Annotated in this window: 23 protein-coding genes; 6 read left to right on the top strand and 17 right to left on the bottom strand. The window is 74.1% G+C overall.

Going from position 1 to position 25,675, the window contains the following annotated elements:
- Positions 1-10: 10 nt before the first annotated feature.
- The 5 genes from rplU to BLS43_RS20515 form a co-directional block, all read right to left on the bottom strand.
- On the bottom strand, positions 11-319 hold the full coding sequence (gene rplU, locus BLS43_RS20495; protein WP_093087499.1) for a 50S ribosomal protein L21: 309 nt from the start codon (positions 317-319) through the stop codon (positions 11-13).
- 118 nt (positions 320-437) lie between these two features.
- The gene (locus BLS43_RS20500) at positions 438-4,490 is read right to left on the bottom strand and encodes a translation initiation factor IF-2 N-terminal domain-containing protein (protein WP_093087502.1); all 4,053 of its coding nucleotides are present in this window, start codon (positions 4,488-4,490) and stop codon (positions 438-440) included.
- 155 nt (positions 4,491-4,645) lie between these two features.
- Positions 4,646-5,431, bottom strand: coding sequence for a TIGR03936 family radical SAM-associated protein (locus BLS43_RS20505; RefSeq protein WP_093087504.1), 786 nt, complete (start codon positions 5,429-5,431; stop codon positions 4,646-4,648).
- Between the two features lie 44 nt (positions 5,432-5,475).
- On the bottom strand, positions 5,476-5,979 hold the full coding sequence (locus tag BLS43_RS20510) for a GNAT family N-acetyltransferase (protein ID WP_093087506.1): 504 nt from the start codon (positions 5,977-5,979) through the stop codon (positions 5,476-5,478).
- Positions 5,972-7,903: a TIGR03960 family B12-binding radical SAM protein gene (locus BLS43_RS20515; RefSeq protein WP_093087509.1), complete on the bottom strand. Its 1,932-nt coding sequence runs from the start codon at positions 7,901-7,903 to the stop codon at positions 5,972-5,974. The genes BLS43_RS20510 and BLS43_RS20515 overlap by 8 nt, the downstream gene beginning before the upstream one ends.
- Positions 7,904-7,992: 89 nt before the next feature.
- Here BLS43_RS20515 and BLS43_RS20520 point away from each other — a divergent pair, with 89 nt between their 5' ends.
- On the top strand, positions 7,993-8,778 hold the full coding sequence (locus BLS43_RS20520) for a class I SAM-dependent methyltransferase (RefSeq protein WP_093087866.1): 786 nt from the start codon (positions 7,993-7,995) through the stop codon (positions 8,776-8,778).
- A 95-nt stretch (positions 8,779-8,873) separates the two neighbouring features.
- Positions 8,874-10,340, top strand: a complete 1,467-nt coding sequence (locus BLS43_RS20525) for an AfsR/SARP family transcriptional regulator (RefSeq protein WP_093087512.1) — start codon at positions 8,874-8,876, stop codon at positions 10,338-10,340.
- 98 nt (positions 10,341-10,438) lie between these two features.
- On the opposite strand, the gene dapA is transcribed toward BLS43_RS20525, so the two are convergent.
- Positions 10,439-11,320 (bottom strand): 4-hydroxy-tetrahydrodipicolinate synthase, encoded by an 882-nt coding sequence (dapA, locus tag BLS43_RS20530; protein WP_093087515.1) that lies wholly within the window; start codon positions 11,318-11,320, stop codon positions 10,439-10,441.
- A 119-nt stretch (positions 11,321-11,439) separates the two neighbouring features.
- Between dapA and BLS43_RS20535 the strand changes: the two genes are divergently transcribed.
- Entirely contained in the window at positions 11,440-12,756 is a 1,317-nt protein-coding gene (locus BLS43_RS20535; RefSeq protein ID WP_093087517.1) for a hypothetical protein, read from the top strand.
- A gap of 1 nt (position 12,757) precedes the next feature.
- Here BLS43_RS20535 and BLS43_RS20540 read toward each other — a convergent pair whose 3' ends face one another.
- The 10 genes from BLS43_RS20540 to BLS43_RS20585 form a co-directional block, all read right to left on the bottom strand.
- The gene (locus BLS43_RS20540; RefSeq protein ID WP_093087520.1) at positions 12,758-13,570 is read right to left on the bottom strand and encodes an ABC transporter permease; all 813 of its coding nucleotides are present in this window, start codon (positions 13,568-13,570) and stop codon (positions 12,758-12,760) included.
- Positions 13,567-14,346, bottom strand: a complete 780-nt coding sequence (locus tag BLS43_RS20545) for an ABC transporter permease (protein ID WP_093087522.1) — start codon at positions 14,344-14,346, stop codon at positions 13,567-13,569. The genes BLS43_RS20540 and BLS43_RS20545 overlap by 4 nt, the downstream gene beginning before the upstream one ends.
- Positions 14,346-15,269, bottom strand: coding sequence for an ABC transporter ATP-binding protein (locus tag BLS43_RS20550; protein WP_093087525.1), 924 nt, complete (start codon positions 15,267-15,269; stop codon positions 14,346-14,348). Before BLS43_RS20550 ends, BLS43_RS20545 begins: the two co-directional genes overlap by 1 nt.
- Before the next feature lie 41 nt (positions 15,270-15,310).
- Positions 15,311-15,817 carry a GNAT family N-acetyltransferase gene (locus BLS43_RS20555; RefSeq protein ID WP_093087527.1) on the bottom strand — a complete coding sequence of 169 codons (507 nt, stop codon included), beginning with the start codon at positions 15,815-15,817 and terminating at the stop codon, positions 15,311-15,313.
- Between the two features lies 1 nt (position 15,818).
- Positions 15,819-16,229 (bottom strand): nucleoside-diphosphate kinase, encoded by a 411-nt coding sequence (gene ndk, locus BLS43_RS20560; RefSeq protein WP_093087530.1) that lies wholly within the window; start codon positions 16,227-16,229, stop codon positions 15,819-15,821.
- A 22-nt stretch (positions 16,230-16,251) separates the two neighbouring features.
- Positions 16,252-16,755 (bottom strand): DM13 domain-containing protein, encoded by a 504-nt coding sequence (locus tag BLS43_RS20565; protein ID WP_093087533.1) that lies wholly within the window; start codon positions 16,753-16,755, stop codon positions 16,252-16,254.
- Positions 16,756-16,856: 101 nt separating this feature from the next.
- The gene (locus BLS43_RS20570; RefSeq protein WP_093087536.1) at positions 16,857-17,255 is read right to left on the bottom strand and encodes a DUF4233 domain-containing protein; all 399 of its coding nucleotides are present in this window, start codon (positions 17,253-17,255) and stop codon (positions 16,857-16,859) included.
- Positions 17,252-18,784, bottom strand: a complete 1,533-nt coding sequence (gene folC / locus BLS43_RS20575; protein ID WP_093087539.1) for a bifunctional tetrahydrofolate synthase/dihydrofolate synthase — start codon at positions 18,782-18,784, stop codon at positions 17,252-17,254. The genes BLS43_RS20570 and folC overlap by 4 nt, the downstream gene beginning before the upstream one ends.
- A complete protein-coding gene (locus BLS43_RS20580) occupies positions 18,781-21,405 on the bottom strand; it encodes a valine--tRNA ligase (protein ID WP_093087542.1) in 2,625 nt (874 codons plus the stop codon). Before BLS43_RS20580 ends, folC begins: the two co-directional genes overlap by 4 nt.
- 10 nt (positions 21,406-21,415) lie before the next feature.
- Positions 21,416-22,165 (bottom strand): hypothetical protein, encoded by a 750-nt coding sequence (locus BLS43_RS20585; RefSeq protein ID WP_093087545.1) that lies wholly within the window; start codon positions 22,163-22,165, stop codon positions 21,416-21,418.
- Positions 22,166-22,425: 260 nt separating this feature from the next.
- Here BLS43_RS20585 and BLS43_RS20590 point away from each other — a divergent pair, with 260 nt between their 5' ends.
- From BLS43_RS20590 to BLS43_RS20600, 3 genes are all read left to right on the top strand, one after another.
- Complete coding sequence (locus tag BLS43_RS20590) at positions 22,426-22,860, top strand: PPOX class F420-dependent oxidoreductase (RefSeq protein ID WP_093087548.1); 435 nt, start codon at positions 22,426-22,428, stop codon at positions 22,858-22,860.
- A 70-nt stretch (positions 22,861-22,930) separates the two neighbouring features.
- Positions 22,931-23,869 carry an AurF N-oxygenase family protein gene (locus BLS43_RS20595; protein ID WP_093087551.1) on the top strand — a complete coding sequence of 313 codons (939 nt, stop codon included), beginning with the start codon at positions 22,931-22,933 and terminating at the stop codon, positions 23,867-23,869.
- A 7-nt stretch (positions 23,870-23,876) separates the two neighbouring features.
- Complete coding sequence (locus tag BLS43_RS20600; RefSeq protein ID WP_093087553.1) at positions 23,877-25,262, top strand: FAD-dependent oxidoreductase; 1,386 nt, start codon at positions 23,877-23,879, stop codon at positions 25,260-25,262.
- A 109-nt stretch (positions 25,263-25,371) separates the two neighbouring features.
- Here BLS43_RS20600 and BLS43_RS20605 read toward each other — a convergent pair whose 3' ends face one another.
- Complete coding sequence (locus BLS43_RS20605; protein WP_093087555.1) at positions 25,372-25,674, bottom strand: DUF6457 domain-containing protein; 303 nt, start codon at positions 25,672-25,674, stop codon at positions 25,372-25,374.
- Between the last annotated feature and the right edge of the window lies 1 nt (position 25,675).

A 25,675-nucleotide genomic window follows, 5' to 3' on the forward strand; every position in this document is an offset into this window, starting at 1 on the left:
GCAGGTCTCCTTACGCGCTGATGCCGGTGACCTGGACCTTCGTCAGCGGCTGACGGTGGCCCTGACGCTTGTGGTACCCGGTCTTGTTCTTGAACTTGTGGATGCGGATCTTCGGGCCCTTGGTGTGCTCGACGACCGTGGCGGTCACCGAGGCCTTGGCCAGCGCATCTGCATCCGTGGTCAGCTTGTCGCCGTCCACGAGCAGCACGGCGGGGAGGCTGATCTCGGCGCCGGGCTCACCGTCGATCTTCTCGACGGTGACCACGTCGTCCACAGCCACCTTGTACTGCTTACCGCCGGTCTTGACGATCGCGTACATCGTTGACGCACGACTCCTGAAACTCTCGGGGGACTCATGGGCGCGCTCCAGAGCACGCACGCCGAGGCATGAGCCACGGCTCCTTGACTCCCAGGGTACGGAAGGGGGATTCAGCGGGTCAAACCGGGTCCCCGGTCTGGTCCCCGCCCTGATCGGAGGCCTGTTCCGGCGCTCCGACGGTCACGGTGACGGCGGCGCCGTCACCCTCGGCGGGCGGGCCCGCGGGCCGGGACGCGGCCCGCCGCGACCGGCGCGGACGGCTCACGACGACGGTGTCCACCGCCGTGTCCGACTGCTCCGGCGCCGCCGGCACCAGCGGCTCGGCGGGCTCCACCGCGGGGGCGGTGAGCACGACCGGCTCGGCCGCCGCGCTCGGCGCACCCGCCGACCGGGTCACCCGGCCGCGGCGCCTGCGCGGGGCGGGCGCCTCCTCCGGGGTCTCGGCCGGCTCCGCCGGGGTCTCGACGGGGGCCGCCGAGTCCTCTGCGGTGTCCTCTGCCGTGTCCGTGGCCTCCGCCGTGTCCGTGGCCGTGTCCTCGGCGGTGTCCGCCGCGACCCGGTCCGCGGCCAGCGGCGGGGTGCCGTTCGCGGGCAGACCCGTGGCGGGCTCGCCCGTCACGGCGGCCTGCTCGATCTGCTCGGCCTGCTCCTCGACCGCCTCGGGGGCGATCTGCGGGGCGACCGCGTCCGCGACGACCTCGGTCGCCACGTCTTCTGCCGCCGCCTCGGTCGCCACGGCCTCGACCGCCACAGCCTCGGCGGGTGCCTCGGCAGCGCTCTCGGCCGGGCTCTCGGCAGCGGTGTCGACCGTGGTGGCCTCCGGCGCGGCCGGGGCGGTCCCGCCCTGCGGCGCGACCGCCTCCGCCACGACGCTCTCGGCGGCCTCCGTCGTCACGACCACCGGCTCGGCCGACCCGGTGCCCCCGGCGGGGCGCTCGACCCGCCGCCTGCCCCGGCGCCGGGCGGGACGGCCGGTGTCCGGCTCGTCCATCCCCACGGGGGCCTCGGGCGCGTCCGTGACCGGAACGGGGTCGGCGACCGCGGTGTGGCCCGCCGCCGCGGCGACCATGGCCAGGGCCGCGGCCGCGGAGGCCCGCTCGTCCGTCTCGGTCTCGACGGCGGACTTGTCGTCCCGGCCCCGCCGGTTGCGCCGACGTCCGCCGTTGTCCGCCTGGCCGCCCGCCTGCCCGTTGCCCTGGTGCCCGTTGCCGGAACCGTTCTGGCCGTGGTCGTGCTTCGGCTCGACCCCGTCGACGTTCACGATGACGCCGCGGCCGCGGCAGTGCTCACACGTCGTGGAGAAGTGCTCGAGCAGCCCGCCGCCGACCCGCTTGCGGGTCATCTGGACCAGGCCGAGCGAGGTCACCTCGGCGACCTGGTGGCGGGTGCGGTCCCGGGCCAGGCACTCGGTGAGCCTGCGCAACACCAGGTCCCGGTTCGCCTCGAGCACCATGTCGATGAAGTCGACGACGATGATCCCGCCGATGTCCCGCAGCCGGAGCTGGCGGACGACCTCCTCGGCCGCCTCCAGGTTGTTGCGGGTGACGGTCTCCTCGAGGTTCCCGCCGGAGCCGGTGAACTTGCCGGTGTTGACGTCAATGACCGTCATGGCCTCGGTGCGGTCGATCACCAGCGTGCCGCCCGAGGGCAGCCACACCTTGCGGTCCAGCGCCTTGAGCAGCTGCTCGTCGATCCGGTACTCGGCGAAGACGTCCTTCGGGCCGACGTGGCGGTGCATCCGCTCGGCGAGCTCGGGGGCCACGTGCGAGACGTAGTCCGACACCGTCTCCCACGCGGAGTCCCCGGACACCACGAGCGAGGCGAAGTCCTCGTTGAACTGGTCCCGGACGACCTTGACCAGCAGGTCCGGCTCCTCGTAGAGCAGCGTCGGCGCCTTGGGGGCCTTCGGACCGGTCTTCGCGGCCTTCTCCTTGACGACCTCCCACTGCGCCTGCAGCCGTCGGACGTCCCGCTCCAGGGCCTCGTGCGAGACCCCCTCGGAGGCGGTGCGGATGATCACCCCGGCGTCGCTGGGGACGATCTCCTTGAGCATGTCCTTGAGCCGCTTGCGCTCGACGTCCGGCAGCTTGCGGGAGATCCCCGCCGCGCCCCCGCTCGGCACGTAGACCAGGAAGCGGCCCGCGAGGCTGATCTGGGTGGTCAGCCGGGCGCCCTTGTGCCCGACCGGGTCCTTGGTGACCTGGACGAGCACGCTGTCGCCGCTGCTCAGGGCCTGCTCGATGCGGCGCGCCTTGCCGTTGAGACCGGCGGCGTCCCAGTCCACCTCGCCGGCGTAGAGCACGGCGTTGCGGCCGCGGCCGATGTCGACGAACGCGGCCTCCATGCTCGGCAGCACGTTCTGCACGCGGCCGAGGTAGATGTTGCCGACCATCGACTCGCTCTGCCCGGAGCCGCCCGCGATGAAGTGCTCCACGAGCACGCCGTCCTCGAGGACGCCGATCTCGTTGCGTTTGCCGGTCTGGCGGATGACCATCGTCCGCTCGACGGACTCCCGGCGGGCCAGGAACTCCGACTCGCTCAGGATCGGCGGGCGGCGGCGGCCCGCGTCCCGGCCGTCCCGGCGGCGCTGGCGCTTGGCCTCCAGGCGGGTGGAGCCGCGGACGGACTGGACGCCGTCGTCGCCGGTGTCCCGCTCACGGGGGGTGCGCACCCGCGTGACGGTGTTCGGCGGGTCGTCGTCGCTCCCGTCAGCGCTGGAGTCGCCGGCGTCTCCCGAGCCCTTGCGGCGCCGCCGGCGACGACGACGGCGCGAGCCGCCCTCGTCCGCGGAGTCCTGCTCCTCGTCGGAGTCGTCCGTGTCGTCCGACTCGTCGGTGTCGCTCGAGTCGTCGGCGCCACCGGCCTCGGCGGACTCGGTGTCCTCGCCGCCCTCGGCACCGTCCTCGCCGTTCTCCCCGCGGCCGCGGCCGCGACCACGGCGGCCCCGGCGACGGCGGCGGCGACCGCCCGCCTCGTCGTCCTCGTCGTCGTCGGAGTCCGCGTCGGTGGCGTCGGTGGCGTCGGCGCTCTCCGTGGCCTCGGTGGTCTCCGCCGTGTCGTCGGGCTGCTCGGTCTCGTCCTGGGCCGCGGCGCGCCCACGACGACGGCGGCGGGGCCGGTCGGGCTCCTCCGCGGGCTCGTCGGCGGTGCCGGTCGACTCCGCGGCGGCGGTGTCCTCGGCCTGGTCGCCGGCGCGGGCCCGGCGGCGGGTCCGGGTGGGCTCGGCCGGCTTGAACAGGGGCGCGGGCGGGGCGAACAGCGGCGAGAGGCCGGTGTCGGCGGGCGCGGTGGCGGAACCGGTGGCGGAACCGGTGGCGGAACCGGTGGCGGGCTCGGCGACGGACCCGGTGGCGGGCTCCGCCGGGGCGGACTCCGTGGCGGTGCCGGTCGGGGTGCCGGTGGTGGTGCCGGTGGTGGCGAGCTCGGCCTGCTCGTCCGGGGCGCCGGCCTTGCGGGTGGCCTTGCGGCGGGTGCGCTTGGCCGGGGCGGGGGCCGGGGTGTCCGTGACGGTCGCGTCCGCGGCGGTCGGGTCCGCGGCGGTCGGGTCCGCGGCGGTCGGGGCCTCCGTGCCGTCCGCGCCGTCCGCGGTGCTCGGGGCAGCGGCCGTGATGGGCGCCGGGGCGGACTCGGCCTGCTCGGCGGGCGCGCCCGCCTTCCGCGTCGCCTTGCGGCGGGTGCGCCGGGCCGGGGCCTCGGCCTGCTCCTGCGCGGGCTCGCCTGCGTCCGACTCGGCGGCCCCGGGCTCCGGGGTCTCCGCGGTCTCGGCAGGCGCGGGGGCGGCGGCCTTGCGGCGGCGGGTGCGCGCGGGCACGGGAGCCGGCGCTGCGGCCGCCTCCGCCTGGGACGGAACCGGGGACGCCGGGTCCTCCCCCGCCTCGGCGGCCGTGCCGGGCGCCGTCTCCGCACCCGTGCCCGCAGTCGTGCCCGCAGTCGTGCCCGCGGCCGTGCCGGGGGCCCCGAGCAGGCTCGTGACGACCTGCTCCGCGGTCTTGCGGTCGACGCCGGACTGGGCGCTGCCCACCGGGCTGCCGAGCTCCGCGAGGGCCGCGAGGACCTCCTTGCTGGTCCGGCCGATCAGCTTGGCGAGCGCGTGCACGCGCAGCTTCTCGGGCAGATCCGACACGGAGAACAGCCCGCCGGTCTCACCGGCGGGCGCATCGTTGACTGACATTCAACTCCTTCGCCCCCGGGCGCCCCGGGGAGGGGCGGCCGCGCAGGGGCCTGACTACGTCTCTCCCGTTCCACGGTGCGGAGCGGGCAATCCTGGTGCGCTGTGTGGCTCGGCGACGCGCTCTGCGAGGGTCCACAGGCCCCGCTCCGCGGCGGTCAGGCCCGGGTGGTGACCCGGTCGGATCCGAGCGGATCGGTGAGGCGACCCGAGTCGTCGAGCAGGCCCTGGGCCAGCCGGGTCGATTTCGCGGGCACCGGCGGCTTCAGCCCTGCGACAACGTCGAGCGCGCCCAACACGTCGTCGGGTCGAACAGCGGGTGTCGTCTGCCGTACGACCGCCGTCAGTATCGCACAGACTGCGGCGCCACCGGTCTCCTCCGGTGTGACACCGCCCGGCGAGTCCTCCCCCGCCTCGGCCCACGCCACCGCCGCCCGGACGTCGATCTGCCGCTTCCCCGAGGGCATGATGCGGTCCACGACCAGGGAGTCCTTCGCCATGAGCCCCTCGACGGCCGCCCTCAGATCGGCGCCCGAGACGCCCGGAAGCGCGATCCGCCACAGGCTCGCGTCCACCCGGTCGGCGAGCGCGGGCGGCGTGGCGACGACCGCGTCGAGGATGTCGAGACCGTCGGGGAGCACCGCGTCCAGCGCCGTTCGGACGACGTCCGGCTCCATCTCCCGGGTGAGCCCGATCTCGAAGTACTCGGCCTCGCTCGCGGTGCCCGTGGGCGCGGCGCCGATCCACGAGATCCGCGGGTGCGGGGAGAACCCGTGCGAGTGCGAGACGGGCACCCCGGAGCGCCGCACCGCCCGCTCGACGCTGCGCGCCACGTCCCGGTGGGAGAGGAACCGCAGCCGGCCCCGCTTGGCGAACCGCACCCGGATGCGCTGCACCGTCGGTGGAGCGGGGTTCGCAGCCTCGCCGGGGCGCACACGTGCCATGCCCCCAGCGTAGAACCCGTCCCCGACACCCCGAACGAGGCGGGCTACTCCGGCTCGAGGACCAGCAGCGTCTCGCCCGCGGGTCGGAAGCCCGCGCGGCGGTAGAAGGCGGTGCTGCGGGCGGTCGGGGCGAGGACCAGCCGCCGGAAGCGGCGCTCCCTGGCGTGCGCCACGACCGCCTCCAGCAGCGCCTGCGGCACCCCGCGGTCGGCGAAGGCGGCCAGGACGAACGCGTTCCCGACCTGCCCGATGCTCGCGGCGCGCGTCCCGGGCCGGGGCATCGGGACGATCTCGACGACGTTGATCGACCCGATCGGCGTCCAGCCGGCCCGTTCGCTGCCGATCTCGGCCAGCCAGAAGGTGCGCCGCGGCTGCTCGGTGCGCGCCCACTGTGCGAAGGCGGCCTCGAAGGCCGGGTCGTCCACCGGGCGCCCCGCCCGCTCCTCGGTCCAGGCGCGGCGGAGCCTGCCGAGTGCCTCGACGTCCCGCTCGTCGGCGACCCGGACGGTGATCTCGCGCGATCCCGCCGAGGAACCGGAGTCAGGCAAGCTCCCGCCCGACCGGGTTGACGACGGTGAGCGGGATCAGCGTCGTGCCGCTGGGGCCGACCTCGATGTCCGTGCCCGTCGAGGGGCACACACCGCAGTCGAAGCAGGGGGTCCAGCGGCAGTCGTCCTGCTCCTGCTCGGCCAGGGCGTCCTGCCAGTCCTGCCACAGCCAGTCGCGCTCGAGACCGGAGTCGAGGTGGTCCCAGGGCAGGATCTCGTCCTCGCCGCGCTCCCGCGTGGTGAACCACTCCAGCGACACGCCCTGCGGCTCCAGCACCTCGGCGGCGGCGGTGACCCAGCGGTCGTAGGAGAAGTGCTCGGACCAGCCGTCGAGCCTGCCGCCGTCTCGCCAGACCCGCTCGATCACGCCGCCGACGCGCCGGTCGCCCCGGGCGAGCAGGCCTTCGATCAGCGAGGGCTGGCCGTCGTGGTAGCGCATGCCGATGTTCTTGCCGAGCTTGCGGTTGCTGTTCACGGCCTCGCGCAGCTTGCGCAGCCGGGCGTCGACGACGTCCGGGTGGGCCTGGGCGGCCCACTGGAACGGCGTGTGGGGCTTGGGGACGAACCCGCCGATGGAGATCGTGCAGCGGACGTCGTTGCGCCCGGAGGCGGCCCGGCCCGCCTGGATCACCCGGTGCGCCATGCCCGCGATCTCCAGGACGTCCTCGTCCTCCTCGGTGGGCAGCCCGCACATGAAGTAGAGCTTGACCTGCCGCCAGCCCTGCGCGAACGCCTCGGAGACGGTGCGGATCAGGTCCTCCTCCGACACCATCTTGTTGATCACCTTGCGGATCCGCTCGGACCCGCCCTCCGGGGCGAAGGTGAGCCCGGAGCGGCGGCCGTTGCGGGAGATCTCGTTGGCGAGGTCGATGTTGAAGGCGTCCACGCGGGTGGAGGGCAGCGACAGCGAGGTGTTCGTGCCCTCGTACCGGTCGGCGAGGCCCTTGGTGATGTCCGCGATCTCGGAGTGGTCCGCGCTGCTCAGCGAGAGCAGCCCCACCTCGTCGAACCCGGAGGCCCGGACGGCGGAGTCGACCATCTCGCCGATCCCCTGCAACGACCGCTCCCGCACCGGGCGGGTGATCATGCCCGCCTGGCAGAACCGGCATCCCCGCGTGCAGCCGCGGAAGATCTCCACCGAGGCCCGCTCGTGCACGGTCTCGGCCAGCGGGACCAGCGGCGCCTTGGGGTAGGGCCACTCGTCGAGGTCCGACGTCGTGCGCTTCTGCACCCGCTCCGGCGCCCCGTCGACCGGGGTGACCGACCGGATCTCCGGCCCGTACTCCACCTCGTAGCAGGAGGGGACGTAGCAGCCGTCGGTGTGCGCGAGCCGACGCAGCAGCTCGCGGCGGGTGCCGCCGGCGGACTTCCACTCCCGCACGACGTCCGTGATGTCCCCGACGACCTCCTCGCCGTCGCCCAGCACGGCGACGTCGATGAAGTCGGCGATCGGCTCCGGGTTGAAGGCCGCGTGGCCGCCCGCGACGACGACGGGGTGCGTCTCGTCGCGGTCCGCGGCGTGCAGCGGGATCCCGGCCAGGTCCAGCGTGGTCAGCAGGTTCGTGTAGCCGAGCTCGGTGGAGAAGGACACCCCGAGCAGGTCGAACGCGCCCACCGGGTGGTGGGCGTCGACGGTGAAGGCGGGCACCCGGTGCTCGCGCATCAGCTTCTCGAGGTCGGGAAAGACGGCGTAGCACCGCTCGGCGAGCGCGTCGAGGCGCTCGTTGAGCACCTCGTAGAGGATCATGACGCCCTGGTTGGGCAGCCCGACCTCGTAGGCGTCCGGGTACATCAGCGCCCAGTGGACGTCCACGGACTCCCAGGGCTTGGCCTGCGCGTTCAGCTCGCCGCCGACGTACTGCACCGGTTTCGAGACGCGGGGCAGCAGGGGTTCCAGGGCGGGGAAGACGGACGCGGGGCTCACGCGGGTCAAGGGTAGGCCCTGTGCACCGGACCCGCGGCACAGGGCCGACGCACACGCTCCGGCACACGGTCGGCGCGCAGCCTTTCGGCATGACCACCACAGACCCCCTCCGCACCATCGGACCCAAGCACCGTGCCCTGTGGGCCTCGGGCTCCTACGCGACCGTCGCCGCGGACCTCATCCCCACCCTCGGCGCCCGGCTCGTCGAGGCGGCCGAGATCCGGCCCGGCGAGCGGGTGCTCGACATCGCCGCGGGCACGGGCAACGCGTCGGTGCCCGCGGCGGCCGCGGGGGCGTCCGTCGTCGCGTCGGACCTCACGCCGGAGCTGCTCGCCGTCGGCCGCGCCGCCCATCCCGAGATCGAGTGGGTGGAGGCGGACGCGCAGGCGCTGCCGTTCGAGACCGGGGAGTTCGACGTCGCGCTGTCCTGCGTCGGGATCATGTTCGCCCCGTTCCACGAGCGCGCCGCGGGCGAGCTGCGGCGCGTCGTGCGGCCCGGTGGGCGGATCGCGCTGCTCAACTGGACGCCGCAGGGTTTCGTCGGGCAGCTGTTCGCGACCATGAAGCCCTTCGCGCCGCCGCCCCCGCCCGGCGCCTCGCCCGCTCCGCTCTGGGGCACGGCCGACCACGTCCGGACGCTGCTGGGGACCGAGGTCGTCGCGACGACCGGCACGATCACGTTCGACGTCACCCGCGACCCGGTGGCGTTCCGGGAGTGGTGGAAGGCGAACTACGGCCCGACCATCGCCGCCTACCGCGCCCAGGAGGACCCGGCCGCGCTCGACGCGGCGTTCCTGGAGTTCCTGCGGCGCACCCAGGACCCCGCCGGGACCTGGACGGCGGAGTACCTGGTGGTGACGGCGGTGCGGCCCTGAGGAGCGCGGGAGCCGGCAGGAGGCACCGGGGCCCGAACGGACGTGTCCGGGCGTATCACCGGTGCCATCCTGGGCTCTCTCCGTGAGGAGGGGTGATGGGGACCGTCGTCCGCTTGTTGGGGCCGCCGCGCGTGCTGGGAGCCGACCTGCCCGGGCCCCGGGGCCGCAAGCCCTGGGCGCTGCTCGCGCTGCTGCTCACGAGCACCGGCCCGGTCCCCCGCAGCCGCGTGCTGGAGCTCCTGTTCCCGGACGCGGAGGACCCCCAGGCCGCCCTGCGCTGGACGCTCAGCCAGGCGCGGCGGGCCGTCGGGGCGGCCCTCACCCTCGGCGGTGACCCGCTGACCTGCGAGGTCGCTGCGGACGTGCGGGTCGACGTGCGGGACGTCCTCGCCGGGCGCGCGCCCGCCGGCTGGCCGCTCGGCGAGGCGACCCTGCCGTTGTTGGAGGGCGCCGAGCCGGACGTCCCGGAGTTCGCGGCGTGGCTGCACGGGCGCAGGCAGACCCTCGCGGTCGCCGGTGCCCGCCTGCAGCGGGCGCACCGACGGGGCACCCCGGCCAGCCGGGTGGCGGTGCGGGAGCTCGTCCGGGTGGGCGAGCAGGTCATGGACGCGGGGGCCGCGCGGGACGGGACGGCGATCCTGCGCGGCGCCGTCGAGCGGGCCCGGGGCCTGGGAGACGACGTGGTCCTGGCCGAGGCCCTCGCCCACTACGGCCGGGCGTACGTCCATGCCGTGGCCAGCACCGATCCCCGCGCGATCGCGGCGCTGCGCGAGGCCGACCGGCTCGCCACCCACGAGGGCCGCGCCGAGGTGGCCGGGCTGGCCCGGCGTGAGCTGGGCTTCGTCGCGACGGCGACCGGGGACCAGGCGGGCGCGCTGCGGATGTTGGCCCGGGCCGAGGCCGCCGCGGCGGACCTGCCCGACGACCTCGCCGCCGTCGCCTACGGGCGCGGGTTCGCGCTGGTGGACACGGACGGCTCGGCGCACGCCGAGGCGCAGCTGGACACCGCCGTGGCGATGACCGGCGGGCGGGACCGCCCGCGCGCGCACGCCGCGGCCCTGGCGATGCGGGGCCGCGCCCGGCTCGCCACCGGGGACGACGAGGGCGCGGCGACGGACGTCGACGCGGCGCGCGCCCTGGCCACCGAGCTCGACTGGACCCCGATGCGGCCGTGGATCGACTCGTTGCACGGCGAGGTGCTGCTCCGCGCGGGCCGGGCGCGGGAGGCGGCGACGGTCCTGGCGGACGCCCGCACCCTCGCCGAGGTCGTCGGCGACGCGTGCTGGGTCGCGCTGACCAGCCGCGGCCTGGCCGCCGCGCAGGCCCGGCTCGGCACCCCCCGCGAGGCCGCCGCCTCCCTCGCGACGGCCACCGAGACCCTCGTCGCCGACGCGGACGTCTGCTGCTGGATCGAGCTGCACCTGCGGGACACGCTCTGCAGCATCACCGCCGAGTTCGACCCCGCCCGGGCGAGCCGCCAGGCCGAGTACCTGCACGGCCGCGCGGTGGCGACGGGTCTGACGATGTACGCCTCCCGAGCCCGCCCCCGCATCATGTCGTGAGGGCGGAATCGCATTATGGAACCATATTGTCCGTTCAGCGGCCCGAAACGCGCATTATGGTTCCATAACGCCTGTTCAGGGGCTCGAAACCGGCGCGCTCAGTTCTCGAGCAGGCCCGCCATGCGCAGGGCGGCGCGGACGTCCTCGTGGTGCCACTCGTCGAGCTCGACGAGCGGCAGGCGGATGCCGCGCTCGATCAGCCCCATCTCGGCGAGCGCCCACTTCACCGGGATCGGGTTGGCCTCCACGAACAGGGCCCGGTGCAGGCCCGCGAGGTCCGCGTCGATCGTCGCGGCCTCCTCGGCGTCACCGGCGACGGCGGCCTTGCACATCCGCGCCATCTGCTCGGGCGCCACGTTCGCCGTGACCGAGATGTCGCCGTGGAACCCGGCGAGCATCGAGGCCCGGGCCGTGGCGTCGTCCCCGGAGTAGAGGGCGAAGTCCGGCAGTCCCAGCGCGACGAGGTCCCGCACCCGGTCCAGGTCGCCCTTCGCCTCCTTGAGCCCCACGATGTTCGGCACCTCGGCGAGCCGCTCCACGGTCGAGGGGAGCATGTCGCAGGCCGTACGGCCGGGCACGTTGTAGAGGTACTGGGGCAGGTCGACGGCCTCGGCCACCTTCGTGAAGTGCTGGAACAGGCCCTCCTGCGGGGGCTTGTTGTAGTAGGGCGTGACCAGCAGGGCCCCGTCCGCGCCCGCCGCGGCGGCGGCCTTGGTGAGGTGGATGGCCTCGTCGGTGTTGTTCGCGCCGGTGCCCGCGATGACCTGCACGCGCCCGCCCGCGGCGTCGATCGTCCGCCGGATGACGTCCGTGTGCTCGGCCACGGTCAGCGTGGACGACTCGCCGCTGGTCCCGACCGAGATGATCGCCGCGGTCCCCGCGAGCACCTGGCGCTCGACCAGGCGCTCGAGGGCCTCGAAGTCGATCGCGCCGTCCGCCTTCATCGGCGTGACGAGGGCGACGAGGCTTCCGGTGATCATGTTTCCGCCTTTCGGTGAGTGCCGACCGGAGACGGTAGCAAGTGTGGTGGTCGCACCACCCCGGTTTCGGATGCTCGCACGGGTCCGCCGCGGTCCGGCGGTCCCTAGCGTCGACCACCATGACACGTCCGCTGCAGGTCGGCCTCGGAGCGGTCCTCGTCGCCGTCGCGGCGCTGGGCCTGCCGTGGTGGTCGACGCCGGTCTCCGCCGTCCCGCTCGACGAGCTCGCGAGCTGGCACGCCTCCACCCTGCTCGGCGCGGACCTGATCGGCGGCGTTCCCGCGCTCGTCCTGGTACTGCTCGCGGTGGCCGCGCTCGCCACGGGTCTGCTGGCGGGCGCGGGCAGGCTGCCCTCCGGGGTGCACGCCGCCGTCCTCGCCGCCGCCGGTGGGGCGGCCGTGGCGGCGGGGGCGTCCGCCCTGCCGGGCGCCGGGCCGTGGCTCACCGCGGCGGGCGGCGCGCTCGCGGTGCTCAGCACGCTCACGGCGGTGACGCCCGGCAGGCGCGTGGCCCTGGCGCTGGTCGCCGCGCTGCCCGTCCCCCTGGTCCTCGCGCTGCTCGGCGCCGGTCCGCAGCCGCGCACCGCGGGCCCGTTCGTCCGACTCGCCCCGCTCACCTACACGGGATCCCTGCGGTCGGGTGCGGTCGCGCTCGCCGGACCCGCCGGGACGGCGCTGGCCGTGCCCCTTGCGGGAACGGTCGGCTACGCGGGCCCGGGCGGCCTCGCGACCGTCGACCCGGACGGGCGGGTGGTCGTGCGCGCCGCGACCGACGGCCGGGACCCCGGCCGGGACCCGTACCGGATCTCCGGGCTGTGGGACGGGCACGTCGTCTACTGGACCGGGCCCGACACCGTCACCGTCCGCGCCCTGGACCGCGACACGTCCGCGCAGGTCACCGGCGTCTCCCTGGTCACCCGCCCGGGACCCGACGGCTCGGTGTGGCTGCGCCCCACCGCCGACCCCGACGCGATGCGCCGCCTCGACCTGCGGACCGCGCACGGCACCGTGGACGCGGCGACCCTGCCCCGGCCCGCCTCCTCCCCCGCGCGCTCGGAGGTCGACCCGTTCGCGATGCTGCCGGTCGAGGGCGGCCTCCTGGCCCTCGGCGGGCTCGACGGGCAGTGGCGGCTGCGGCTCTACGGCCCGGCCACCCCGGTCGACCTGCCCGCCTGCGTGACGTCCGGTGGCCGGTTGGCCGCGGACGCGGACGGCGTCTGGTTCACCCAGGGCCGCGCAGACGGCAGCCGCCTCGTGCACCTCGCCCCGGACGGCACCCGCACCACGGTCGACGCCCGCCTGCCCGGCCAGGTGGAGTCCCTCGCTCTCGGCGCGGGCGGCACCCTCGGCCTGCTCGTCGGCCCGGTCGGCGGCGGCGCGGGCCTGTGGTCGCTGCCCGCACCCGAGACCCACCTGACGCCGGCGCCGTGCGCGTAGGTCATCGGAGCAGGAGGGCGTGCAGCCTGCGGGCTGCGAACACCACCCCGACCAGGGCCATCACGACGAAGTAGGCGAGGTGACCGAGCATCCCCCAGTGCACGGCCCCGGTGGTGAGTCCGCGCATCAGCTCCACCGCGTGGTAGAGCGGCAGGCACTCCACCACCACCTGCACCACGGGCGGGTAGACGCTGAGCGGGTAGAACGTGGTGCCGAACAGGAACATCGGCAGCACCGCGAGGGTGACGAAGTCGAAGTCCTGCCAGGAGCGCATGAACGACGTCGCCGCCATGCCCACGGCGGCGAACGCGAAGGCCACCAGCAGCGCCACCGGCAGCGCGAGCAGCGCCCACGGCGAGGTGACCAGCCCGGCGACCGCCATCACGCTGAGGAACCCGGTCGCGTAGAGCCCGCCGCGCAGCAGCGCCCAGCCGATCTCCCCGAGCGCGATGTCCACCGGGCCGAGCGGGGTGGCCAGCATCGCGTCGTACAGCTTGGAGTCCCGCAGCTTGAAGAAGACGTTGAACGTCGCGTCGAACACCGCGCCGTTCATGGCGCTGGCGGCCAGCAGCCCGGGCGCGATGAAGGCGGCGTAGCTCAGCTCCCGCCCGTCCGGGCCGGGGAGGGTGCCGACCAGCGCGCCGAGCCCGGTGCCCATCGCGAGCAGGTAGAACACCGGCTCGGCGAAGCCCGAGACCACGGCGGGCCACGTCCGCCGCGACGCCGTGGCCGAGCGGAGCAGCAGCATGCGGGCGCGGCCCGCGTAGCTCCCGGCGGGCAGCAGCCACGTGAGTCCCGAGATCGGGGCCGTCATGCCGTCAGCCTCCGGGTGAAGAACCGCATGGACAGCCCGCTCCCGATCCCGACCAACACCAGCAGGTAGGCGAGGTGCAGGAGCACCAGGTCGGACGCGCCGACGCCCGCCGCCCAGCGCGCGAGCTCGGTCCCGTGCCACAGCGGCGACACCCAGGCCAGCGGCTGCACCCACCCCGGCAGGGTCGCGATGGGGAAGAACGTGCCCGAGAACAGCGTCATCGGCAGCACGACGAAGCGGAACACCGCGTTGAACGCCGTGCCCTCGTCCTGCCGGGTCGCCGCGAACGCCATGACCAGCGCCGCCACGGCGGCCCCCGTGAGCACCGCCGCGACCAGCGACCCGAGCACCCCCACCGACCGCACCCCGCCGAACAGCGCGATCACCACCAGCGACACCGCGCCGGTGAGCAGGGACTTCGCGGTGACGAACGCCAGCTGGCCGAGCGCGACCTCCCCGGGCTCGACCGGGGTCGCCGTCATCGCCTCGTAGGTGCGCCGCCACTTGAACCCGGCGAGCACGGGATAGCTCATCTCGAACGCGCCGGTCTGCACCGCGGACATCGCCAGCAGCGCGGGCGCGAGCCACACCAGGTAGTCCGCCCCACCCGTCGCCTCCTGCGCCCGGGCGCCCACCAGGCTCCCGAACCCGAGCCCGAACGCGAGCAGGAACAGCAGCGGCTGCAGCACCGACGAGATCGCGGTGGCCCGCCAGTTCCGCCGGTACCAGCGCAGGTGGGCCTCCAGCACCCGCGCGACCCCGTGCACCCGGACCATCAGTCGACCAGCGTGCGGCCGGTGAGGCGGAGGAAGACGTCCTCCAGCGACGAGCGCCGCACCAGCGCCGACAGCGGCCGGACGCCCGCGGCGTGCACCGCCGCCTGCGCGCGCTCGCCGTGCGGCACGTAGAGCAGCACGCGGTCCGGCAGCAGCTCCACCCGCTCGGCGTGCGGCTGCAGCTCGGCGACCGGCGGGGCCGCGTCCGAGGGGAACCGCAGCTCCAGCACCTCGCGGGTGGACCAGCGCTCGATCAGGCCCGCGGGCGAGCCCTCCGCGACGATCACCCCGCCGTCCATCACCACGAGCCGGTCGCAGAGCTGCTCGGCCTCGTCCATGTAGTGCGTGGTGATGATCTGGGTGACGCCCTCGCGTTTGAGCCGGTAGAGCCGCTCCCACAGCAGGTGCCGGGCCTGCGGGTCCAACCCGGTGGTCGGCTCGTCGAGCAGGAGCAGGTCGGGGTCGTTGACCAGGGCGCGGGCGATGGTGAGCCTGCGCTTCATGCCGCCGGACAGCGCGTCCACCTTCGCGTCCGCCCGGTCGGTGAGCCGCGCGAACTCCAGCAGCTCGCCGGCCTTGGCGCGCACGTGCCGCCGCGACAGCCCGAAGTACCGGCCGTAGACCTCGAGGTTCTCCCGCACCGACAGCTCGATGTCCAGGTTGTCCAGCTGCGGCACCACACCCAGCCGGGCCCGGATCCGCGGGCCCTCCCGGTCGGGGTCTCGCCCCAGCACGCTCAGCTCCCCCGCCGAGCGCGGCGACACGCACGCGATCATCCGCATGGTCGAGGACTTGCCCGCGCCGTTCGGCCCGAGGAAGCCGAACACCTCGCCCTCGGCGACCTCGACCTCGATCCCCCGCACCGCCTCGAACGCGCCGAAGCTCTTGCGCAGCCCGCGCGCGACGACCAGTCCCTCCCCCATGCCCGGCACACTAACCACCTCCTCCGACACTTCCGGTGCCGTCAGAGGTCGAGCTGGAACCAGTGCTCGTCCCGCCAGTCCGCCGGGCCCAGGCGCAGGGCGCGGGGGAACCGGCCGACCTCCGTCCAGCCCAGGTGACGGTAGAACGCGGGCAGGCCGGTACCGCCCCGGGCGGAGAGCAGGAGCTGGGTCAGCCCCAGCGCGCGGGCCCGGTCGACGGCGGCCGCGAGCAGCAGCCTGCCCAGGCCGCGGCCCTGCCGTTCGGGGTGGACCATGAGGCGCAGCACCGTCGCCCGGTGCTCGACGACCGGTCCGCCGCCCGGCTGCAGGAACACCACGCCGTCGAGGTCTTCGGGGCCGCCGAGGGCGATCATGTGCAGCCGCCCGGCCCGGACCTCGTCCAGCGAGCGGGCGGCCAGGCCGCGGATCTCCGCCTCGGGCGCGTCCGGGGCGAAGCCGACCGCCCCGCCCGCCCGGATGACGGCGACCCACAGGTCGGCGAAGGGCGTGTCCAGCCCGGCCGGGTCGAGCACCGGCCGGGCGGTCACGTCAGAGATCGGGGAACCAGAGCTTGATCTCGCGGGCGGACGACTCGGGCGAGTCCGAACCGTGCACCAGGTTCGCCTGGGTCTCCAGGCCGAAGTCGCCGCGGATGCTGCCGGGCGCCGCCTTCTCGACGGGGTCGGTTCCACCGGCGAGCTGGCGCCACGCCGCGATCGCACGCGGCCCCTCGGCGACGGCCGCGAGGACCGGGCCGGAGGTGATGAACTCGAGCAGGGACTCGAAGAAGGGCTTGCCGTCGTGCTCCGCGTAGTGCTGCGCGGCGAGCGCCCGGTCGACGGTGCGCAGCTCCACGGCGACGAGCTTCAGGCCCTTGCGCTCGATGCGCGCCAGGCACTCCCCGATCAGGTTGCGGGCGACGCCGTCCGGCTTGACGAGGACGAGGGTGCGTTCAGTCACGCCACGCAGCGTATCGGCGGGCTCAGCGGGCGAGATCGGCAGCCCCGAACGAGACGGCGAACCGCTCGCACCAGATGCTGACGCTGGTCAGGCCGGTGAGGTCGGTCCCCGGCGGGACCGGATAGTTCGCGCTGCCGAGGTTGCCCTTCAGGTCCCCGAGGTCCAGCACGCGGCCGTCGTCGAACACGTGCCAGCCGGCGCGCCCGGGCAGGACGGGGGCGTCGGTCAGCCACACCTTGAGTTTCGGGCCGTTGCTGGTGACCAGGTCCGCCAGCCGCACCACGAAGGTGTCATCCGGCAGCCGCAGGAGCGTCGCCGTCCCCCTCGTCTCGTGCTCGTGGCTGATCAGCTCGCCGCGGGCGACGACGACGGGTTCAGCCGGTGCGGCGGGCGCGGCGGGCTGGGCGGGCCGGGCCGTGGGGGCGGGCTCCGCCACGGCCTCGTCGACCACGAGCTTCCACGGCTGGAACCAGAACGCCGCGGCCGCGAGCAGCACGACGACACCCGCCACCGCCGGGAGAACCACACGACGACGGCGCCACCAGGACCGGGGCGGAGAGGAGTGCACGCCGGTCAGCCTCGCGAACCGGACGGACCGCCGCCAGGGGCACGGACCTGACGAAACGCTTACGGCTCGCCGCGCTGCGCGGGCAGCTCGCCGCGCGACATCCTCCGTGCGACGTCCTGGCGCATCCACAGCAGGGTGCCCCAGACCAGCGCGAAGAGCGCACCGACGATGAACAGCGAGAAGTGCAGGAACCCGCACAGCAGCAGCGCCACCTGCAGCCCGACGGCGACCCGCAGCCCGTACGGCCGCCGCTGCACCCCGGAGGCGAGGATCATCAGCACCCCGAGGACCGAGACCACGGTCAGCGCCAGCGGGGTCGCGGCGGCCCCGTCGAACCGGGCGACCACCAGGAGCGCGAGCACCACCACGATCGCCTCGAGGATCAGCACCCCCGCGCAGATCCCGCGGAAGCCCTTCATGGGGTCGACCGGCGCGGGCCGGGCCGCGGGCTCGGTCATGCCGGTTCCTTCCCGTACAGGGTGCGGGTCTCCCCCGCGGTCACCACGGAGCCGGTGACGATCACGCCGACGCCGGAGTCCCCGGCCTCCTCGGCCAGCTCCACGGCCTGGTCGATCGCGGCCTGCAGGTGCGGCTCCACGCTCACCCGGTCCCGCCCGAACACCTCGACGGCGAGCTCGCCCAGCTCGTCGGGGTCCATCGCCCGCGGCGACGAGTTCCGGGTGATCACGACCTCGTGCAGGGCGGGCTCGAGGGCCTCGAGCAGCCCCTTCGCGTCCTTGTCCCGCATCACGCCGATCACGCCGACCAGCCGCGCGAACCGGAACTCCGACAGCAGCGCCGCTGCGAGCGCGCGGGCGCCGTGCGGGTTGTGCGCCGCGTCGATCAGCACCGTCGGCCGCCCGACGCCGCCGTCCATCGGCTCCAGCCTGCCGGGCGAACGCACCCCCGCGAACGCGGCGCGCACCGCCTCCGGGTCGAGTGGCTGCTGCGGGCCCGCACCGACGAGGGCCTCGGCCGCGGCGAGCGCGATCGCCGCGTTCGACGCCTGGTGCTCGCCGTGCAGCGGCAGGAAGATCTCGTCGTAGGTGCCGGACAGGCCCTGCAGGGACAGCCGCTGCCCGCCCACGGCCAGCTCCCGCTCCCGCACGCCGAACTCGGCGCCCTCGCGGGCCACCTGCGCGTCCACCTCGGCGCAGCGCTCGATGAGGACCTCGGCCACGTCCTTGTCCTGCGCGGCCAGCACCGCGACCGAACCGGGCTTGATGATCCCGACCTTCTCGCGGGCGATGCCCAGCAGGTCGGTGCCGAGGAACTCCGCGTGGTCCAGCCCGATCGGCGTGATCACCGCGACCGCGGCGTCGACGACGTTCGTGGCGTCCCACCGGCCACCCAGCCCGACCTCGACGATCCCGGCCTCGACCGGCGCGTCCGCGAAGGCCGAGTACGCCATGGCGGTGAGCACCTCGAACTTGCTCAGCGGCGTGGGCTGTTTCGCGTCGATCAGCTCAAGGAAGGGCTCGACGTCCCGGTACGTCGACACGTACTTCTCCGGCGTGATCGGCCGGTTGTCCAGGTTGATCCGCTCGGTGGCCCGCTGCAGGTGCGGGCTGGTGTAGCGGCCCGTGCGCAGCCCGATCTCGGACAGCAGCGCGTCCACCATGCGGGAGACGGACGTCTTGCCGTTGGTGCCGGTGATGTGGACGACCGGGTACCCCCGCTGGGGGTCGCCGAGCACGTCGACGAGGGCCTGGATCCGATCCAGCGACGGCTCCATGACCGTCTCCGGCCAGCGCCGGTCCAGCACCGCGTCCACGGCGAGGAACTCGGCATACCCCGCGACGGTGGACTGCGCGGGCACGACGTCCGGCGACTCGCCGCCGCGGATCTGCTCCAGGACCGCGGAGATCACCGCGTCCTCCGCGCTCTCCTCGGGCGAGCGGACCCCGCCCTCGCCCTCGGGCGGCTCCTCGGGGTGGTCGGGGTACTCCTCGGGGTACTCGCCCCGCTCGTCGTCCGGTCCCGTCATGACGCGGGCAACCCCGCCAACCGGGCCTCGACCCGCTCGATCTCCGCGACCGCGGCGGCCCGGCGCTCGCGGATCCCCGCGACCACCTTCTCCGGCGCCTTCTCGGTGAACTTGGGGTTCCCGAGCTTCTTGTCGGCCTGCTCCAGCTCCTTCTGCGCAGCCGCCAGGTCACGCCCCAGCCGGGCCCGCTCGGCGGCGACGTCGATCGCGCCGGAGGTGTCCAGCTCGACGTGGACGGTGCCCGACCCGAGCGCGACCTCGACCGTGGCCGTGGGCGCGAACTCCGCGCCCGCCGGGTCCAGCCGGGTGAGGAACCGCGCCGCCCGCTCGTGCGCGGACAGCCCCGCCGCGTCCAGCCCGACCAGCCTGGCCTCGACCGACTTGCGGTCCGGCAGGCCCTGCTCGGTGCGGAACCGGCGGACCTCGGTGATCAGCTTCTGCACGGCCTCGACCCGCGCGACCGCCGCGGGGTCGACCGGGCGGCCCGCGCCCGTCGGCCAGGCCGCGGTCACGACCGTCTCACCGCCGGTCAGCGCCGTCCACAGCACCTCGGTGACGAACGGGGTGATCGGGTGCAGCAGCCGCACCAGCGCGTCGAGGACGTGCCCCAGGACCGCCCGGGTGCCCTCCGCCGTGGCCGGGTCGTCCAGCTGCGGCTTGGCCAGCTCCAGGTACCAGTCGCACAGCTCGTCCCACGTGAAGTGGTAGAGCCCCTCGGTGGCCTTGGCGAACTGGAAGTCCTCCAGCAGCGCGTCCGTCTGCTCGCGGACCTCGCGCAGTCGGCCGAGGATCCACGTGTCGGCGTCCGTCGGCTCGGCCGGGAGCGGCAGGGCCGGGTTCGCGCCGTGGGCGAGGGCGAACCGGGTGGCGTTCCACAGCTTGGTGGTGAAGTTGCGGGAGGCCGCGACCCAGTCGGTGGACAGGGACATGTCCGTACCCGGGTTGGAGCCGCGCGCGATGGTGAACCGCAGGGCGTCCGCCCCGTAGGTGTCGATCAGCTCCAGCGGGTCGATGACGTTGCCCTTGGACTTCGACATCTTCTTGCCGTGCTCGTCCCGGATCAGGCCGTGCAGGTAGACGTCCCGGAACGGCGTCTCCCCCATCGCGTACGTGCCGAACATCATCATCCGGACGACCCAGAAGAAGAGGATGTCGTAGCCCGTGACCAGCACGGAGTTCGGGTAGTACCGCTCCAGGTCCGGCGTGCGGTCCGGCCACCCGAGCGTGGAGAACGGCCACAGGCCGGAGGAGAACCAGGTGTCGAGGACGTCCTCGTCCTGGTGCCAGCCCTCGCCCGTCGGCGGCTCCTCGTCCGGCCCGACGCAGACCATCTCCCCGTCGGGGCCGTACCAGACCGGGATCCGGTGGCCCCACCACAGCTGCCGCGAGATGCACCAGTCGTGCATGTTGTCGACCCAGTCGAAGAACCGGGACTCCATCTCGGCCGGGTGGATGCGGGTGTCCCCGTTGCGCACGGCGTCCCCCGAGGCCTTGGCCAGCGACTCGACCTTGACCCACCACTGCAGCGACAGCCGCGGCTCGATGATCACGCCGTTGCGCGAGTCGTGGCCGACCGAGTGCAGGTAGGGCCGCTTCTCCGCGACGATCCGGCCCTCGGCGCGCAGCGCCTCGGTGATCGCCTTCCGCGCCTCGAAGCGGTCCAGCCCGTCGAACCGCGTGCCCGAGCCCGCGATGACGCCGGACTCGTCCATGATCGTGGGCATGGGCAGGTCGTGGCGGCGGCCCATCTCGAAGTCGTTCGGGTCGTGCGCCGGGGTGATCTTGACGGCGCCGGTGCCGAACCCGGGGTCGACGTAGGGGTCCGCGATGACCGGGATGTCCCGCCCGGTGATCGGCATCCGGACGGTGCGCCCGACGAGGTGGGTGTAGCGCTCGTCGTCCGGGTGGACGGCGATCGCGGTGTCCCCGAGCATCGTCTCGACGCGGGTGGTGGCGACGACGACGGAGTCCTCCCCGTCCCCGTACCGCATGGAGACGAGCTCGCCCTCGATCTCCTTGTGGTCCACCTCGATGTCCGAGATGGCGCTCTGGACGGCCGGGGACCAGTTGACCAGGCGCTCGGCGCGGTAGATCAGCCCGTCGTCGAACATCTTCTTGAACACCGCGCGGACGGCGCGGGACAGCCCCTCGTCCAGGGTGAAGCGCTCGCGGGACCAGTCGACCCCGTCTCCGAGGCGGGTCATCTGGCCCAGGATCGCGCCGCCGGACTCGGCCTTCCACTCCCAGACGCGCTGGACGAACGCCTCGCGCCCCAGCTCGCGGCGGGTGGGCCCGCCCTCCTCGGCGAGCTGTCGCTCGACGACGGCCTGGGTCGCGATGCCGGCGTGGTCCATGCCGGGCAGCCACAACGCGTCGAACCCCTGCATGCGGCGCCGCCGCGTGAGGATGTCGATCAGCGTGTGGTCCATGGCGTGCCCCAGGTGGAGGCTGCCGGTGACGTTGGGCGGGGGGATGACGATGCAGTACGGGTCCTTGCCGGACTCCGGGTGCGCGGTGAAGTACCCCTTGTCGACCCAGCCCTGGTAGAGGGCACCCTCTACCTCCGCCGGGCTCCACTTGGTGGGGAGTTCGGCGCGGTGTTCAGGCAGGGTCTCGGTCACGCCGTCGAGTCTACGAGGCCCTGCCGACGGGATTCCGCCCGCCCGCGGCCCCTGTGGATGGCGGACCCGGGCTGGGGATGAACGCGACGTGCAGGCGGTCGAAACCGAGGACCGGTCCGAGCGTGCCGGTACGGATGAGCCCGGGATCGAGGGCGCGGACCTGCCCGCTGGTGGGCTCGTAGACGCGCCAGGTCCCGTCGTCCGCGATCCGGAGAGCGAGGGTGTAATGGCGGGGAACCAGCGTGCCGACCAGCAGGGGCACCGGCCGCCGCGCGGCCAGCGCCGCCTCGACCTGTCGGATCACCAGGTCGGTGTCGTCGACGGACGCGTCGTCCACCCAGCGGAGCCGGTAGCGGCCCGCGTCCGGAACGTGGCGGTGCAGCCAGCGCACGAAGCCCCACGGCGAGGTCCCCAGCGCCTGCGGCCACAGGCGGTTGGTCTGGCGGTGGATCTCCTTCTGCCGGGCGTCGAACCGGGCGGCGAACCCGCGGGTCAGCCCCGCCGCGTTCACCTCCCGCACCTCGAGCTCGGCGAGCCGGTCGGGGTCCGCCCAGGTCTGCATGGCCAGCAGCACCGCGGAGCCGCAGGTGGTGCCGTCCACCTGGTCCAGCCGGGCGCCCGCGTGCCGTTGCTCGCCGAGGGCCTCGGCGATGAGCGGGCGCCGCTCGCCGGAGAGCGCCGAGACCGCGGCCACCGGCACCACGACCCGCCGCGTCGTGAGCCGTTGCCAGGCCCGTCCGAGCGCCGAGACCGTCCGCATGGGGTCACCCTAGAGCGTGACGGCCCAGAGCTCCCGGCCGCGCTGGTCGCGCAGGGAGACCCGCGGGGATGTCGATGTCGCCCTCAGTGCTGGGAGCCCTCGGCGGGCGAGGTGGTCGGGGCGGCGGGGGCGCTCACGACCACCTGCTCGGGCCCGACGGTCGCGTCCAGCGGTCACCTCCACCCGTCCGGATGAACGGACCATGACGAAAGGCCCGACCCGTCGGCACTCGTGGGCGCGCTCACGCCACGATGGCTCTCATGAGCACCCCGAGCGCAGACCTGACCCCCGAGGTCGTCGAGTTCCTCAACCACGGCACCCGCACCGGCATCCTGTGCTGGACCGCCAAGGACGGACGGCCGCTGGCCGCGCCCGTCTGGTTCCTCGCCGAGGACGGCACCCTGGTCTTCAACACCGGCAGGGACACCGCGAAGGGGCGGGCGCTGACCCGCGACCCGCGGGTCGCGCTCGTCGTGGACCTCCCCGAGCCGCCGTACGCCTTCGTGCAGGTCCAGGGCACGGTGGAGCTGTCGGAGGATCCCGACGAGCTGCTGCGGACCGCAACCGAGCTGGGCGGCCGGTACATGGGTGCGGACCGTGCGGAGGAGTTCGGCCGCCGCAACGGGGTGCCGGGCGAGCTCGTGGTGCGGATCCGTCCCACGAAGGTGGTGTCCTCGCTCGACGTCAGCGGCTGAGGTTGCGTCGAAGTGTTACCGGCGGTAACGTTACCGCCGGTTACACCAGCGAGCGCAAGGGAGCGATCTCATGGACGCCGCAGTGCGGGGCGATGTGCGGAGCGATGTGCGGAGCGAGCGGCGAGACGGTGTCGTCGACACCGAGTCCGTCGCGGCGCGCCTGCTCCGCTCCTCCGAGCAGCTGTCGTACGACCCGGTCGTCGAGGTCGACTGGGAGACCCCGCTCGATCCGTCCCACCACGGGACCAGCCCGGAGTGGTCCACCCTCTACGGCACGGCCTACTGGGACGAGCTGACCGAGGAGCAGCGCCGCGAGCTGACCCGCCAGGAGTCGGCCTCGGTCGCGAGCACCGGGATCTGGTTCGAGATGATCCTGCAGCAGATGGTGCTGCGGGACTTCTACGCGAAGGACCCCACCGACCCCGCCTTCCAGTGGGCGCTGACCGAGATCGCGGACGAGTGCCGCCACTCGATCATGTTCGCCCGCGGCGCGGCCAAGCTGGGCGCTCCCGCGTACCGCCCGAAGCGGCACGTCGTCGAGCTCGGACGGGCCTTCAAGACCCTCGCCGCCGGGGAGGCCGCCTACGCGGCGATCCTCGTCGCCGAGGAGGTCCTGGACGTCATGCAGCGGGACTGGATGCGAGACGACCGGGTGGCCCCGTTCGTCCGCACGATCAACAACATCCACGTCGTCGAGGAGTCGCGCCACATGCGCTTCGCCCGCGACGAGGTGCTGGCGCGGATGAAGGGCAGCGGTCGGCTCTCCCGCGAGTGGAACGCCTTCGTGATCGCCGTGTCCGCCTACGCCATCGTGACCAGCATGGTCAGCCCGCAGGTGTACACCCACGTCGGTCTCGACCGGGCCCGGGCGCTGCGCGAGGCGAAGGCGAACGAGCAGCACCACGCGATGCTCCGGTCGAGCTGCACCGGGCTGATGGAGTTCCTCGGCTCGGCGGGCCTGCTCACCAAGGCCGCCCGCGCGATCTACCGCCGCGCGCACCTCCTCTGAGCCGAGCATGCCCTACGCGATCACGCAGACCTGTTGCACGGACGCCTCCTGCGTGGCGGCCTGCCCGGTCAACTGCATCCACCCCACGCCGGACGAGCCGGACTACGGCAAGACGGACATGCTCTACGTCGACCCGCGGACCTGCATCGACTGCGGGGCCTGTGCCGACGCCTGCCCCGTCGACGCGGTGTTCCCGGCCGAGACCCTGGTCGGCGGGCTGGCCGAGTACCCGAGGCTCAACGCGGACTACTTCGCGGACAAGCCGGTGGCGCCGCGCTCCGGCCCGACCTTCCACCAGTGGGGCCCGCCCCGGTTCGACCGGGTGCTGCCCGCGGACTTCCCCCGGCTGGACGTCGCGGTGGTCGGGACCGGGCCCGCGGGGATGTACACGGTGCAGGACCTGCTGCTGCACACCCCCGCCCGGGTCACGGTCTACGACCGGCTGGCCGAGCCCGGCGGGCTGATCCGCTACGGGGTCGCGCCCGACCACCAGGCCACGAAGCGGATCGGCGAGACCTTCGCCCGCCACCACGTGCACGAGCGGGTCCGGATGCGGCTCGGCGTCGAGGTGGGCCGGGACGTGAGCGCGGAGCAGCTCCGCGCCCGCCACGACGCGGTGGTCTACGCGACCGGTGCCTCCGAGTCCCGCACGCTCGGCATCCCCGGCGAGGAGCTGACGGTGCCCGCCACGACCGTCGTCGGCTGGTACAACGGCCATCCCGAGGTCCCCGCCGACGCGCTGGACGTCTCCGGCGAGCGGGTCGTGGTCGTGGGCAACGGGAACGTCGCGCTGGACATCGCGCGCATCCTCACCGCCGATCCGGCCGCTCTCACCGGGGTGCCGCCCGCGGTGCGGGCCCGGCTCGGCGCCGTACGCGAGGTCGTGCTGCTCGGCAGGCGCGGCCCGGAGTCCGCCGCCTACACGCGACCGGAGCTGATGGCGATCTGCAACCGCGCGGGCGTCGAGTTGGTCGTCGACGACGCCGACGAGCGGGTCGGGCAGGCCGTCGAGAACGGGGTCGCGCCGCTGCTCGCGGGCGTGCGGCGGGAGCGCCTCGACTGGGCCGCCCCCGTTCCGCCGGGCCGCCGGATCGTGCTGCGGTTCCACTCGGCCCCGGAGAAGTTCACCGGCTCGCTGCTGCACACCGGCGGCGCGGACATCCCCACGGACCTGGTGGTCAAGGCGATCGGGCACCGCGCCCGCCCGCTGCCCGGTCTGCCGTTCGACGAGGCCACCGGCACCGTCCCGAACGAGGCGGGACGGGTGGCGCCGGGGACCTACGTCGTCGGCTGGATCAAGCGCGGCTCCACCGGCGGGATCGGCGCCAACCGCCAGGACGCCGCCGAGACCGTCGCCACCCTCCTGCAGGACGTCCGGGCGGCAACAAGATAACCGCACTATGGAACCACAACGCGCTTCAGTACCCCCAGAAAGCGCATTATGGCTCCATAATGCCGGTTTGGGGGCCTCAGAACGGACGTTGTGGCTCCATAATGCGGGGTCAGGCGCGCTGGGACTGGTCGTTCGAGGCGACACCGCGTTCGGTGTCGGCGTTCCAGCCCTGGGCCAGCGCCGCGATCTTCCGCGCGTAGTCCGTCGCGGCCACCGACGGGTCGTCCGCCCGGCCCGCCGCGATCCCGATCAGGAACGCCGTCACGGGCGCGGCCGGGCGGCTGACGCCGTGCGCGACGTCCGACGTCAGGTCCAACACCGTGTCGACGACCGCATCGCCGCCGACCTCGATCCCCAGCTCCCGGGTCACGGCCGTGACCCACTCCGACATGGCCTTCGCGTCGTCACTCACG

It is taken from the genome of Pseudonocardia oroxyli (assembly GCF_900102195.1).
GTDB classification, from domain to species: domain Bacteria; phylum Actinomycetota; class Actinomycetes; order Mycobacteriales; family Pseudonocardiaceae; genus Pseudonocardia; species Pseudonocardia oroxyli.